The 12,693-nt window shown below is 44.6% G+C and carries 14 protein-coding genes and 1 tRNA gene; 10 read left to right on the top strand and 5 right to left on the bottom strand.

Annotation, left to right across the window (positions count from 1 at the left end):
- On the bottom strand, positions 1-1,074 hold the full coding sequence (locus ABJF92_RS07595; RefSeq protein ID WP_446815190.1) for a glycosyltransferase family 2 protein: 1,074 nt from the start codon (positions 1,072-1,074) through the stop codon (positions 1-3).
- A 158-nt stretch (positions 1,075-1,232) separates the two neighbouring features.
- Here ABJF92_RS07595 and ABJF92_RS07590 point away from each other — a divergent pair, with 158 nt between their 5' ends.
- The 3 genes from ABJF92_RS07590 to ABJF92_RS07580 all read left to right on the top strand — a co-directional run bounded on the left by ABJF92_RS07590 (position 1,233) and on the right by ABJF92_RS07580 (position 4,309).
- Positions 1,233-1,913, top strand: coding sequence for a response regulator transcription factor (locus ABJF92_RS07590; RefSeq protein WP_446815189.1), 681 nt, complete (start codon positions 1,233-1,235; stop codon positions 1,911-1,913).
- On the top strand, positions 1,910-3,175 hold the full coding sequence (locus tag ABJF92_RS07585; protein WP_446815188.1) for a sensor histidine kinase: 1,266 nt from the start codon (positions 1,910-1,912) through the stop codon (positions 3,173-3,175). Before ABJF92_RS07590 ends, ABJF92_RS07585 begins: the two co-directional genes overlap by 4 nt.
- 123 nt (positions 3,176-3,298) lie before the next feature.
- Complete coding sequence (locus ABJF92_RS07580; RefSeq protein ID WP_446815187.1) at positions 3,299-4,309, top strand: pirin family protein; 1,011 nt, start codon at positions 3,299-3,301, stop codon at positions 4,307-4,309.
- Here the strand turns inward: ABJF92_RS07580 and ABJF92_RS07575 are convergent.
- A complete protein-coding gene (locus ABJF92_RS07575; RefSeq protein WP_446815186.1) occupies positions 4,282-4,746 on the bottom strand; it encodes a GtrA family protein in 465 nt (154 codons plus the stop codon). The genes ABJF92_RS07580 and ABJF92_RS07575 overlap by 28 nt on opposite strands.
- Before the next feature lie 125 nt (positions 4,747-4,871).
- Here ABJF92_RS07575 and ABJF92_RS07570 point away from each other — a divergent pair, with 125 nt between their 5' ends.
- From ABJF92_RS07570 to ABJF92_RS07560, 3 genes are all read left to right on the top strand, one after another.
- Positions 4,872-5,399, top strand: coding sequence for an NADPH-dependent FMN reductase (locus ABJF92_RS07570; protein WP_446815185.1), 528 nt, complete (start codon positions 4,872-4,874; stop codon positions 5,397-5,399).
- Positions 5,400-5,577: 178 nt separating this feature from the next.
- Complete coding sequence (locus tag ABJF92_RS07565) at positions 5,578-6,465, top strand: EamA family transporter (RefSeq protein ID WP_446815184.1); 888 nt, start codon at positions 5,578-5,580, stop codon at positions 6,463-6,465.
- Between the two features lie 14 nt (positions 6,466-6,479).
- Complete coding sequence (locus ABJF92_RS07560; protein WP_446815183.1) at positions 6,480-6,830, top strand: VOC family protein; 351 nt, start codon at positions 6,480-6,482, stop codon at positions 6,828-6,830.
- 33 nt (positions 6,831-6,863) lie between these two features.
- Here ABJF92_RS07560 and ABJF92_RS07555 read toward each other — a convergent pair whose 3' ends face one another.
- The 3 genes from ABJF92_RS07555 to ABJF92_RS07545 all read right to left on the bottom strand — a co-directional run bounded on the left by ABJF92_RS07555 (position 6,864) and on the right by ABJF92_RS07545 (position 7,994).
- The gene (locus tag ABJF92_RS07555) at positions 6,864-7,484 is read right to left on the bottom strand and encodes a hypothetical protein (protein WP_446815182.1); all 621 of its coding nucleotides are present in this window, start codon (positions 7,482-7,484) and stop codon (positions 6,864-6,866) included.
- A 132-nt stretch (positions 7,485-7,616) separates the two neighbouring features.
- On the bottom strand, positions 7,617-7,820 hold the full coding sequence (locus tag ABJF92_RS07550) for a DUF2986 domain-containing protein (protein WP_446815181.1): 204 nt from the start codon (positions 7,818-7,820) through the stop codon (positions 7,617-7,619).
- Positions 7,821-7,909: 89 nt separating this feature from the next.
- A tRNA-Leu gene (locus ABJF92_RS07545) sits at positions 7,910-7,994 on the bottom strand.
- 157 nt (positions 7,995-8,151) lie between these two features.
- On the opposite strand from ABJF92_RS07545, the gene queA reads away from it, so the two are divergent.
- The 4 genes from queA to secD all read left to right on the top strand — a co-directional run bounded on the left by queA (position 8,152) and on the right by secD (position 12,686).
- Positions 8,152-9,213 (top strand): tRNA preQ1(34) S-adenosylmethionine ribosyltransferase-isomerase QueA, encoded by a 1,062-nt coding sequence (queA, locus tag ABJF92_RS07540; protein WP_446815180.1) that lies wholly within the window; start codon positions 8,152-8,154, stop codon positions 9,211-9,213.
- A gap of 32 nt (positions 9,214-9,245) precedes the next feature.
- Positions 9,246-10,367, top strand: a complete 1,122-nt coding sequence (gene tgt / locus ABJF92_RS07535; RefSeq protein WP_446815586.1) for a tRNA guanosine(34) transglycosylase Tgt — start codon at positions 9,246-9,248, stop codon at positions 10,365-10,367.
- A 67-nt stretch (positions 10,368-10,434) separates the two neighbouring features.
- Positions 10,435-10,761: a preprotein translocase subunit YajC gene (gene yajC / locus ABJF92_RS07530; RefSeq protein ID WP_445976121.1), complete on the top strand. Its 327-nt coding sequence runs from the start codon at positions 10,435-10,437 to the stop codon at positions 10,759-10,761.
- 71 nt (positions 10,762-10,832) lie between these two features.
- A complete protein-coding gene (gene secD / locus ABJF92_RS07525) occupies positions 10,833-12,686 on the top strand; it encodes a protein translocase subunit SecD (protein WP_446815179.1) in 1,854 nt (617 codons plus the stop codon).
- The last annotated feature ends 7 nt before the right edge of the window (positions 12,687-12,693 follow it).

The following is a 12,693-nucleotide window of genomic DNA, read 5'->3' as shown; positions in this document are numbered from 1 at the left end:
TTAGGCCTTTCTAATAGGTTGGAAACTATAGGTTGTGGAAGGGGTAGAACTTTCTAGTGATAGAGGCGTAATGACCTTGTTAGAAGTTGTTGGTTTAACCAGATGTTCTTCCATTAATACAAATAATGGTCGCTGCTTAGACTCAATAAATAAGCGACCCACATACTCCCCTAAAACACCTATGGATAAGAGTTGGATGCCGCCGAGGAATAAGATTGTTAGCATGGTGGAGGGGTAACCAATTACGGGATCGCCCCACATGAGGGTTTTTGTGAAAATCACTAGGGCCATAATGAAGGCTACGACAGAAGTGATTAACCCTGCCATAGTGGCTAATCGTAAAGGCTTTGTACTAAAGGAGGTAATTCCTTCAAGCGCCAAATGCAATAGTTTCGAATAATTCCATTTGGTATCTCCGGCCAAACGTGGATCTCGTTCAAAGTTGAGTACCACACGGGTAAATCCTGGCCATGCGAGTAAGCCTTTCATAAAACGGGTGCGCTCAGGTAAACGGTTGATGACCTCGACTACACGACGGTCAAGTAAGCGAAAATCCCCTACGTTTTCTGTGATGTTGTGATCACTGAGTCTTGCCATCAGGCGGTAAAAAGAGCGAGCAGTAGCACGTTTAAGCCAACTTTCCCCATGACGCTTATGACGTTGCATTTCCACTACATGGGCTCCTTTACGCCAAGCTTTAATCATTTCAGGAATGTAGTGCGGTGGATCCTGTAAATCGGCATCGAGCAATACGATACATCGTCCTGAAGCCTTGGAAAGGCCTGCGCTCATAGCGGCCTCTTTACCAAAATTTCGACTTAATTTAAGCCGACAAATTTGATGTTTAGGGTGCTTAAAATTACTCACAATCTGCCAGCTTTGGTCACTGCTACCGTCGTCAATATAGACGATTTCACATGCTTCACTTAGCGTGTCTAGCGTGTCACAAACCCTTTGATGACAGCGCTCAAGCACCGCCTCTTCATTTAAGAAGGCAATCACAACTGATACCAACGGAGGCTGCTGCTGATCTTGCTGTTTTTTATCTTGGTGAATAAAAGGAAGACTATTCATGATCATAAATCCACTTCATTTATTAGATTGGAGCAAGCTTAGTGGGTAAGATGTCGTAAAAAGGTGATTCACTTTTTTTTCACCTATTTGTGGCAGAATATTAAACAAGGGAAAGTTTGCTATGCAGAGCCCTTTTTTTACCAGACATAGAGTAGGTTATGAAATTATTGTTAGTTGAAGATCATAAAGACATCGCAGGGGTGATTTTCGATTATTTTGAGCTTAAAGAGCATGTCATGGATTATGCTCATAACGGCTTATTGGGTTATGAATTGGCGCTGAAAAATCATTATGATGCGATTATTCTCGACATTATGCTGCCAAAAATGGATGGTTTGAGTGTTTGTAAGTCCTTGCGTGAGCAGGGGATAGATACGCCTGTTTTGATGTTGACTGCGCGGGATACCAAAGAGGACGTACTAAGCGGTTTTGCTCATCATGCGGATGATTACCTAGTGAAACCTTTTGATCTGGATATTCTCGAAATCCGCTTACAGGCCATCGTGCGTCGCAGTAAAGGCAGTGTGGCTAATCGTCATTTACACTATGGCGAGCTGGTATTGGATATGAATACCCGAGTATTAGAGCGTGCAGGCAGTCGTTATTCTCTAAACCCTTCTCAATTCAGTATTTTAAAATGCTTAATGCAGCAAGCACCTAATGTAGTGAAAAAAGAGGTCGTGTGTGAGGCTTTATGGGGAGATGAAGAGCCAGATAGTAAGGTGTTACGCAGCCATATTTATCAACTGCGTAGCCTAATCGATCGGCCTTTCAAACATGCGTATTTACGCACCATTTCGAAAGTAGGCTTTCGTCTGGTGAAAGAGGGTGATCTATGAAACGTGTTAAAACCGCGAAACAGCTGACCGTCACCTATTTTTCCATTGTTGCATTTGCCATTGTTGGTTTTCACTTCACTATGCTGGACTCTATGCTGGAGGGAATTGAACAAATTTATGCCGAGCAGCGTATGCTGAAAGATAAACAAACCGCAATGGGTTTGTTAGAAGGGAGTGCCAAAACCCATGTATTTATTCCTCCTTTTACTACGGCCTATGTGGGCAAAGAGAATCTACCACCTCATATAGTGCTGGATGAGGACAGTGTTGATGATAAGCCTTTTGAGCTAGACAGTACTTCAGATGTTGACGTAGAAATGTTCTCAATGCGTTCTCAAGTGGTGCTTAATGGTCAGCCTCGTGAGTTGTACTTGATTCATTACGATGAAGTCTATGAGCACAGTGAAGAGCAGATGTTTAAAACCCAAACGACGCAACTGTTAATGTCTTTATTGTTATTGGCGATTAGTTTATTTGTTGTGATGAGAATATCGAATCGCTTGACTCGTCCGTTGTCGGAATTATCTCAAGATGTTGCTCGGCGTAGCCCGACCAATATTTCTACCATCCATGTTCCGCAAGGAGCGGTAACTCGCGAGATACACTTATTAGTAGAGCGTCTAAACAACTATCAAGATCAAATACGCGAACGTATAGAAAGAGAAAGAGCATTTAATCGTTATGCCAGTCACGAACTGCGAACCCCTTTGATGGTCATAAAAGGAGCAGCTACTTTACTATCACAGACACCTTCAACTGACTTTACAGAGCGTCAACGACGACGTATTAGCCAAGCCTGTAATGAAATGGAAGATTACATCGGCACCTTGCTGTCGTTAACGCGGGAGGAAGATATAGCCGCTTTACCATTACGCACCGTGGATAAAAGAGAGCTAGAAGCTATCTGTGAAAGTCACAGTGCTGCTATGTCAAGAGACGGTGTCACCTTGGAGATAAAAGTAAAAGAAACGCTACAAACCAAGGTAAGTGAAAGTATTTGGCATATTTTGGTGGGCAATCTTTTAAAAAATGCTTTGGCCTGTACCGACACCGGTAAAATTGAAGTTATCATGCAAGCAGATTATCTTGCGATTGTTGACAGTGGCTGTGGTTTACAGGGTAAGCCCGGAGGCGAAAGTTATGGCTTAGGCCTAATGATTGTTCGCGACATTTGCCATAAATATGGCTATGAATTCAGTTTGCGAGATAATCCTGAGCAAGGCTGTACTGCTCAGATTAAGCTGGCAGAAGGTAGCTGTTAGGGCCTTTACAGAGTTTAGTCCCTTGATTCAAAAATTGGATCATATGCATCCAAAATCATCATAAATTAATCACCTCATTGCCTGCTATGATGGGACTATTGTACCGCAAAGCAGGAAACCGTCATGAGTTCAGTCATTCTACAGCGCCTACCATTAGAGATGTTTTGGCCAACCTTTGATCCATTTTTATTTTGTGCTTTTCATAATGACCATTACCCCAAGGGCAATGGTGAAATGGGGCCTAAGTCGCCTTTATCTGGAAGGTCATTAGGGCAAGACTTTGCGGGAACAGACGGCTGGCGCATGTATCACGGAAAACGGGTGCCAGGCTTTCCTGCTCACCCCCATCGTGGCTTTGAAACAGTCACCATAGTTAATAAGGGCTTAGTAGATCATGCCGACTCTATGGGGGCAGCTGGTCGCTATGGTGAAGGTGACAGTCAATGGATGACGGCAGGTCAAGGTGTGCAGCATTCTGAGATGTTTCCCTTACTTAACGAAGAACAAGATAATCCAGTTGAGTTGTTTCAACTCTGGTTAAACTTGCCGGCAAAAAGCAAAATGGTGCCACCACACTTCACAATGTTATGGAATGAAGACACACCAGTGGTTTTGGTCGCCGATGAGCGAGGAATCGAGAGCCGTATCAAAGTCATCGCAGGGGATTTTGGAGAGGTACAAGCCTTGGCTTGCCCGCCTAATTCTTGGGCGGCTGATAAGTCCAATGGGGTTGTTATCTGGTTAATCGATATTCCAGCGCAAGGGCAATGTGTGCTTCCTGCTGGAGAAAGTAGCTTGAACCGCACCCTGTACTTTTTCGAAGGCGACCAAATGCAAGTGGATGGCACCTTAGTGGCGAGTAAACAGGCTTTGGTTTTAGATCCACAGCAAGTATTAACCCTCAATAACACGGGTGAGAGTGCTCGTGTGTTGCTATTACAGGGTAAGCCAATTGATGAGCCAGTAGAGCAGCATGGTCCTTTTGTGATGAACAGTCGTGAAGAGTTACAACAAGCCTTTGCGGATTATCAGCAGAGTCAGTTTGGTGGTTGGCCTTGGCCAAGAGCGGATCAAGTCCATGATAAGAATAAGCCACGTTTTGCGGATTATGGCTCCTTGGTAATTGATGACTGATTGTTTGCTATCTTACTCGGTGGAGTAAATACCCAATACCTAGCGAAGGCATAATTGATAAACATACCAATGATTACGCCGGGTATAAGGGAAAGGTAGGGCCATAGCATTAGTAGGGGCTGAATGCTGATATTTTGCGTAAGCGTGCTCAGATATAAATAACAGCCCCAATTAGGTATAAATGCAAGCATTGAGCTACCAATAAACTGAAGCCACTGGACTAATTGTCCTTTAGTCGAAAGCCTCGGATGGTTTTGAAAAGTTAGCTTTTTATTCCACCACCAATTAGAAGTGGCTGCCACCCAAAAAGAGAGCGCTCTGGCGAATAAGGGGGGAAGTAATAAAGCGAGTACTACAAAGCTTAACAAATCTAGTAGGAAACCTAGGCCTCCCACCAATGCAAAACGAATAAAAGAATGTTTGAATAGAGTTTTCATTCTGTTAGCTTAATGAGTTAGGCATCAAAAAAAGATGAAAATAGTTTTGTAAGTTGCTCAATTGATAGCTGGATAGATTGGTGGGCAAGGTTGCCTAATGGATAACTATAGAAAAAGGGTATGACATGAAAATAGTCGCATTTGCAGCAAGTTCTAGCCGCCATTCAATTAACAAAGCATTGGCCAGTTATGCAGGGAGTTTACTCCCTAAAGTAGACGTTAAGGTACTAGACCTTAATGATTTTGAAATGCCAATCTTTAGTGTCGACAAAGAAGCCACTTTTGGTGTGCCGCCAGCCGCTCATGAATTTCTGGCTGAAATAGCCAGCGCCGATGGATTGATCATCGGCTTTGCAGAGCACAATGGTAGCTATGCTGCCAGTTATAAAAATACCTTCGATTGGGCTTCGCGCGTTGAGACAAAGGTGTATCAAAATAAACCTATTCTCGCGTTAGCCACCTCTCCAGGACCGGGCGGTGCTCGCAATGTACTGCAGCTGGCTGAAAGCAACTTACCTCACTTCAATGGCCGTCTAATCGGCAGTTTGAGTGTGCCAAGCTATCATCAGGCTATGCAAGATGGTGAGCTGGTGGATGCGGAGTTAAAGCAAACCTTGCAATCTTTAGTGGATCAATTGGTGGCCAGTATCTAGCCTTATCATTCCTTTTTGGGTATGTCATCGTTTAGTGATATGGCCAAGAAGAAGGTTGAGAGTTTTTAAGAGTGTTCACATTCCTCGCAGGAATTCTCTAAATAAATGATATTCCTTGTACAAATCCTTTCTAAAGCCTCAGAATATTCGCTCACTCCTTCCTTCTAGGCGTTATTTTATGTGGATCTTCATTACCCTGTTTGCAGCCGCTTGTCAGTCTGTTCGTACTGCTTATCAAAATACGCTTGCTCGCGAATCGGGTTTTTTACATGCCACTATGTCGCGCTCTTTATTTGGTTTACCTTTAGTTACCTTGTATTTGGTCTTGTGTACTCTATTGTTTGGCTGGGTGTCCTTTGAGCCGGGCAGTGTGTTTTTGTGGGCCGCCACAGCCTGCGCTGTCGCGCAAATTTTAGCGACTTATCTTATGTTGAGGGTGTTCCAGTCTGGCAGTTTTGCCTTAGGTACCTTACTGGCAAAAACCGAAGCCGTGCTCGCCGCTTTGATAGGTTTGCCACTATTGCACTATAGCTTAAGCGCTATGGCCTGGTGGGGTGTTGCTATTGGTGTTTTAGGGGCGCTGGTGATGAGTGTGAAATGGCAAAATCTTAAATACCTTCATAAAGATGTGTCTTTGATTGCAGGCTTGGGCAGTGGTCTGTGTTTTGCGATTACCTCTGTTATGGCTTCAATGGCCAGTCATGAGCTGACGGGGTCTATTATTACTCGTGCAGGGGTCACTCTTTGGTATGTATTGGCCTTACAGTCTATTATTTTATGTGGCATTCAAATCTATAAAAGTGGTGATCTGTTGTCGCCTTTTCGTCACCAGTTAGGCCTTAGTTTAAAAGTCGGTGTGTTTAGCTCACTAGGCTCTATTGGTTGGTTTACGGGGTTTGCTTTGGTGAATCCCGCATTGGTGAAAACACTGGGGCAAATTGAAATTCTGGGCACCCTGTATTACTCAAAGGTTCGCTTTGCGGAAAAAATCAGTGTTCAACAAATGATGGGTGGCTTGATGATTATTGTCAGTGTGGTGTTGGTTGCCATGGCCAACTCAAATTAGATAAGGATAAGAAAATGACAGCGACAAAGATAAACTATGTGGAACTGCCTGCCCGAGACCTAGTCTTGAACAAAGCCTTTTTTAGTCAGGTCTTTGGCTGGGGGTTTACTGACTATGGTGAGCAGTACACCGCCTTTGAAAACGCGGGTTTAGATGGTGGTTTCTTTGAGGCGGATTTTACCTCACGACCTCAAACCGGTGCGGCCTTAGTGGTTTTAAAAAGTGATGACCTTGCGGGTCTAATTGAGAAAATCAAAGCCGCAGGTGGCTCTATTGAGCAAGAGATATTTGAGTTTCCTGGCGGGCGTCGTTTTCATTTTTTAGACCCATGTGGCAATGAATGGGCGGTTTGGTCAGAGCTCTAGAAGTTAACGCTGACCTTGGTTTAGAAAGCTCAATTAGTTCCAGCCACTTTTGGTGATGGTTGCAACGGCATGCACATGATAAGTGTGGTTATCGTATTTTACGTTGAAATCCACCGTACCATCAGCACTGGGCTTCACCCCTTGAATATAAAGGTTTTCTTTCTCACTGTAAGTGGCTCGATAGGTGAGAGGGAAATCAACGTTACTGGAATAAATAGTGTTTCTGATTAACTCGCCTCTGGTCAAAATAGTCCCCTGCGAACTGGCCGCACGAAAGTTATGAGGCGTTTGGGAAGTGACGGTGATTTTATTGAGGGATAGATAAGCTCTGTCGTTATAACCAGGGGAGTCTTTGCGAGATGCAACCCTTTGAGTCAAGGATAGCTTTTCTTCAATTAGCTCTAACGTATGCTCAACTAAGTTTCGCTTGTCGCTGTCGCGTTTGGCTTGTGAGATAGCATAATAGCTGGTTTGAACTGGCTGATAGGTGACTTCTGTACGTTCATTCAACTCTGCAATCAATGCTGCTTCAGACCTATTTAGGTCACTCAATGACATGGCTTCAAGTTGTGTTTTGTAGGAGTCTTGCGCCCAGAGGCTACTAACAATGAATGATAGCCCTAACATTACTAAGTTGAACTTGAAGTTTGCCACAGTGGTGAAGTCCTTTTGATTGATTGTTATCAAGCTTAAAAGCTTTCATAAGTTTACAAGGCCAGAGCGGTTTGTAATCTGAGTGCCAGTAAAAAAATCCTTTTGTTACCTATTCTGCCAGTCACTAAAAGCCTAGTATTGCTCTATAGGATCTTCGTTTGCTTCGGTGGCTGATGCAGCGACATTTTCGGAAATTTGAGTTGTTTCTTCTGATTCTAATTTGGCGCGTTCTGCCTTAGAAATATATTTAGGCTTTGCCTTTTTAGGATTGGCTTTTAAATTAGCCTGCTTAGAGCGCTTGGTAAGAATGGTTTTGATTTTTTTACGGCGATTCATGGTTTGGTTCTCAGTCGAGATAATGTACTAGGGGAAAACACTCTAGACGAAAAAAAAGCCCTGATCAACGATCAGGGCTTTTTTCATGTTGGTACCAGTAGGCGGACTCGAACCGCCACGCCTTTCGGCAACGGATTTTGAATCCGTCGTGTCTACCAATTCCACCACACTGGCCTTAAAAAGGTGAGGCGTATTCTAGGGTTTTTTCACTCTCTGTCAATACTTAGTGCAAATATATTTGTTGTTTTTTCATATGAGAGGCAATGGAAGTACCTTTTAGTGTCAATTTTCGCTATCATATCGGGTCGTTTTTCTAGGTAGTTTTCTTTCCATGCGTGTTTCCGATTATCACTTTGATTTACCCGATTCTTTAATTGCCCATTACCCTATGCCAGATCGTACTTCGAGTCGATTGTTGCATCTTGATGGGCCGAGTGGCGCTTTAAAACACGGCCAGTTTCCAGATGTTTTAGATCTGGTACAAGCTGGTGACTTGATGGTGTTTAACAACACGCGAGTCATTCCTGCCCGTGTGTTTGGCGTTAAAGAGTCTGGCGGAAAAGTTGAAGTCTTAGTGGAAAGAGTTATCGGCAGTCATGAAGCATTGGTTCATGTTCGTGCCAGTAAGTCCCCAAAAGCGGACAGTAAATTGTTCCTTGGGCAAGACAAAGGTGAAAACATTGAAGTGACCATGTTAGGGCGCCAAGGTGCACTGTTTCATTTAGCCTTTGCGGAACCCGTACTGGATGTCTTGGGGCGAGTGGGGCACATGCCATTACCGCCTTATATTGAAAGGCCTGATGAAGACAGCGATTTAGAACGCTACCAAACTGTTTACAATCAAAAGCCCGGTGCGGTCGCGGCACCTACTGCAGGCTTGCATTTCGATGATGCTTTGCTTGCTAAGTTAAAGGCTAAGGGCGTTGAGACGGCATTTGTTACGCTGCATGTAGGTGCGGGGACTTTTCAGCCAGTAAAGGTTGAAGAAGTAAAAGACCATATCATGCATGCCGAATATGTGGACGTAGAGCCTGCGGTGGTTGAGCAGATCAAAGCGACTAAAGCTCGTGGTGGTCGCGTGATTGCAGTCGGCACGACCAGTGTACGAAGCTTGGAATCCGCCAGCCAGAGTGGTGAAATTGCTCCAATGCAGGGCGATACCAGTATCTTTATCTACCCAGGTTATGAATTTAAAACGGTAGATGCCATGGTAACGAACTTCCATTTACCTGAGTCTACCTTGATTATGCTGATCAGTGCCTTTGCCGGCTATGATCATGTGATGGCTGCCTACAAGGCTGCGGTCGAGAAAGAATACCGATTTTTTAGTTATGGCGATGCCATGTTTATTACACGAAATGCGCAGGCCACTGGCCCGCAAAGTGAGGATTAATAGGAATGTCAGAAAAACGTCCAGAATGTTTTATGGATTTTGACCTTCACACTACATCAGGAAAAGCTCGCCGTGCAACGCTGACTTTCCCTCGTGGTAAGGTAGAAACACCTGCTTTTATGCCGGTTGGGACTTACGGTTCAGTGAAAGGTATGCTGACCAAAGATATTGAAGAAATTGGTGCCGATATTATTTTGGGTAACACTTTCCACCTTTGGTTGCGTCCAGGGACTGAGGTGGTGAAAGCCCACGGTGACCTGCATGACTTTACTCAGTGGAAAAAGCCTATCCTGACCGATTCCGGTGGTTTTCAGGTGTTTTCATTAGGTGAAATGCGCAAAATCACTGAAGAGGGCGTGAGCTTCCGCTCTCCCGTGAATGGTTCTAAAGTTTTCTTAAGTCCTGAGATCTCTATGCAGGTGCAAAAAGACTTAGGGTCGGACATCGTGATGATCTTTGATGAATGTACGCCATATCCTGCCACGCCAGAGCGCGCGGCTGATTCAATGCGTATGAGCTTGCGTTGGGCGAAGCGTTCTAAAGAAGCTCATGGCGATAGCCCTTCTGCTTTATTCGGTATTATTCAAGGCAGTATGTACGAAAATCTTCGTGATGAGTCTCTAGAAGGACTAACCGACATCTGCTTTGATGGCTATGCCATTGGTGGTTTGTCTGTTGGTGAACCAAAAGGTGAAATGATGAAGGTGCTTGATCATGTCACGGTAAAAATGCCGGATGATAAACCTCGTTACTTAATGGGCGTGGGAAAACCGGAAGATCTTGTGGAAGGTGTGCGTCGTGGCGTTGATATGTTTGACTGTGTGATGCCAACTCGTAATGCGCGTAATGGTCATTTGTTTACCTCGGAAGGTGTGGTTAAACTGCGTAACGCAAAATATCGCCATGATGTGACCCCATTAGACAAAGAATGTGACTGTTACACTTGTAAAAACTTTTCTCGGTCTTATTTACATCATTTAGATAAGTGTCAAGAAATGGTGGGTGCGCAATTAAATACCATACATAACTTACGTTATTATCAAACACTCATGGCGGGATTGCGTCTAGCGCTCGATGAAGGTAGATTTGACGCCTTTGTTGATGAGTTCTATGCAAAACGTGGCCTAGAAACGCCACCTTTGAGTGAAAAATAAACAAAATAAGCGGTTTGCTGGCAACGGTGAACCCAAAGAGTTTCATAAACCATTGGAGAGTTAACACATGATCGCATTGATCTCACCTGCTTACGCTGAAGGCGGTGCCCCTGCTGATGCCGGTATTTTTAACCTAGTTCTACTGGCTGGCTTTGTTGTCATTTTCTACTTCCTTATGTGGCGCCCACAGGCAAAACGTACGAAAGAGCATAAAAACTTGATCGCATCTCTAGCGAAAGGTACTGAAGTAGTCACTGGCGGTGGTGTACTAGGTAAAGTCACTAAAGTTGACGACAACTACGTTGTACTTGAAGTGTCAGAAGGTATGGAAATCAAATTCCAAAAATCTTCTGTGGCAGCTGTGTTGCCAAAAGGAACGTTAAAATCTATTTAACTTTCTGAGAAAAGCGCCGTTGGCGCTTTTCTTTTTCTGATATTTTCTTTTTTTGGTGTAAAGGATTTTTCATGCTGAACAAGTACCCCTTGTGGAAGTATTTGCTGATTCTTCTTGTATTGGCTCTGGGGCTACTCTATGCCTTCCCAAACTTATATCCGGATGATCCGGCCCTGCAACTTTCCACTCAAAAAGCCACGTCTGTGGTGGATGAAAAAGCCTTACAAACTGCGCAACAGGCCTTGGCTGAGGCAAACATAGAATTAAAAGCGGCAGAATTAACCTCTGCCGGTGGTACTCTGCGCTTCAATAGTGGTGGAGATCAATTGGCAGCGAAACCTATTGTGGCCGCTGCCTTAGGTGAAAATTACGTAACCGCTTTAAACCTAGTGCCAACCACGCCGGATTGGTTGGCTTCGCTAGGGGCTGGGCCTGCTAAATTGGGTCTTGACCTACGTGGCGGTGTGCACTTCCTACTCGAGGTGGATACGCCAGCGGCGCTGAAGCAGCGTTTAGAGGTGGCTTCCAGTGAGATGAAAGCGATTTTGCGTTCCGATCGTATTCGCTACCGTAGCGTTGAGATTGACGATGGCATCTTATCTATTCGCTTTTTGAAGGATGAAGATTTATCCCTAGCAGAAGATCGTCTTAAAGATGAGTTTCCAGAATACGTTTACTCAAGTCGTGAAGAAGGAAACAGTTTTTACCTAGAGGCAGGATTCACCGAAGCGTCTAAGGCAGAAATTGAAGCCTACGCATTACAGCAAAACTTAACCACTCTACGTAATCGTGTTAACGAGCTGGGCGTTGCTGAGCCTTTAGTGCAGCGTCAGGGCAGTAACCGTATTGTTGTTGAGCTACCAGGTGTGCAAGACACGGCGGCGGCGAAGCGTATTATCGGTGCCACAGCGAACCTAGAGTTTCATTTGGAAGCAGGCTTAGATGATAGCTCTGCCAATGTTGATACGTTAACTTTCCGTGACGGCAGTGGCCGTACTGCACGATTGGATCGAGACATTATCATCACGGGTGACAGTGTTTCTGATGCAACATCTTCTTTTGACGAAAACGGTCAGCCACAAGTAAACATCAGCCTAGACAGTAAAGGCGGCAAGCAAATGAGTAAGGTTACTCGTGCTGCAGTCGGTCGTAACATGGCGGTGGTGTTTATTGAACATAAATCTCGTAGCCGCTTTGTGGAAAATGAAGAAGGCAAGATGGAAGAGGTGCGTCGCAGCTATAGCGAAAAAGGCATTATCTCCCTAGCCACTATTCAAACGACTCTGGGTAACTCTTTCCGTATTACAGGCCTTGATAGCCCGCGTGAATCTTCTGAATTAGCGCTGTTGCTGCGTGCTGGTGCGTTGGCCGCGCCTATCTACTTCGTAGAAGAGCGTACTATTGGGCCGAGCCTAGGGGCTGAAAACATCAAGTTAGGGGTAGGTTCTGCACAGATCGGTTTGCTGGTCGTGATGCTCTTTATGTTGGTGTATTACAAAGTATTTGGCTTGTTTGCCAATATTTCTTTGGCGCTGAACATTATTTTACTGATGGCTTGTATGTCTATGTTGTCGGCGACGCTAACCCTTCCGGGGATCGCTGGTATCGTGCTGACTATGGGGATGGCGGTGGATGCCAATGTCTTGATCTTCTCTAGGATCAAGGAAGAGTTGGCGAATGGCTTGCCAAGTCAGCAGGCTATTCACTCAGGCTTTAACCGTGCCTTTACCACTATCTTCGATGCCAACATTACCACCTTGCTTGTGGCGGTTATCTTGTTTGCTGTGGGTACAGGCCCTGTGAAAGGTTTTGCAGTGACTCTGTCTTTGGGCATCATTACGTCTATGTTTACCGCAATCGTGGTGACTCGTGCGCAAGTTAACCTTGTGTACGGTGGTCGTAAAAACAAGAAACTTTACATTTAGGAGAGCG

The organism is Marinomonas sp. (genome assembly GCF_039940335.1).
Taxonomy (GTDB): domain Bacteria; phylum Pseudomonadota; class Gammaproteobacteria; order Pseudomonadales; family Marinomonadaceae; genus Marinomonas.
Note: the sequence above shows the minus strand (reverse complement) of the source record. Positions and strands in the feature narration are given on the sequence as shown.

Coding starts and splice junctions, on each gene's coding strand:
- ABJF92_RS07560 (WP_446815183.1), top strand. CDS start 6,480: ATGACAGCGACAAAGATAAACTATGTGGAACTGCCTGCCCGAGACCTA.
- ABJF92_RS07590 (WP_446815189.1), top strand. CDS start 1,233: ATGAAATTATTGTTAGTTGAAGATCATAAAGACATCGCAGGGGTGATT.
- yajC (WP_445976121.1), top strand. CDS start 10,435: ATGATCGCATTGATCTCACCTGCTTACGCTGAAGGCGGTGCCCCTGCT.
- ABJF92_RS07565 (WP_446815184.1), top strand. CDS start 5,578: ATGTGGATCTTCATTACCCTGTTTGCAGCCGCTTGTCAGTCTGTTCGT.
- ABJF92_RS07595 (WP_446815190.1), bottom strand. CDS start 1,074: ATGAATAGTCTTCCTTTTATTCACCAAGATAAAAAACAGCAAGATCAG.
- tgt (WP_446815586.1), top strand. CDS start 9,246: ATGGATTTTGACCTTCACACTACATCAGGAAAAGCTCGCCGTGCAACG.
- ABJF92_RS07580 (WP_446815187.1), top strand. CDS start 3,299: ATGAGTTCAGTCATTCTACAGCGCCTACCATTAGAGATGTTTTGGCCA.
- queA (WP_446815180.1), top strand. CDS start 8,152: ATGCGTGTTTCCGATTATCACTTTGATTTACCCGATTCTTTAATTGCC.
- ABJF92_RS07585 (WP_446815188.1), top strand. CDS start 1,910: ATGAAACGTGTTAAAACCGCGAAACAGCTGACCGTCACCTATTTTTCC.
- ABJF92_RS07570 (WP_446815185.1), top strand. CDS start 4,872: ATGAAAATAGTCGCATTTGCAGCAAGTTCTAGCCGCCATTCAATTAAC.
- ABJF92_RS07550 (WP_446815181.1), bottom strand. CDS start 7,820: ATGAATCGCCGTAAAAAAATCAAAACCATTCTTACCAAGCGCTCTAAG.
- ABJF92_RS07575 (WP_446815186.1), bottom strand. CDS start 4,746: ATGAAAACTCTATTCAAACATTCTTTTATTCGTTTTGCATTGGTGGGA.
- secD (WP_446815179.1), top strand. CDS start 10,833: ATGCTGAACAAGTACCCCTTGTGGAAGTATTTGCTGATTCTTCTTGTA.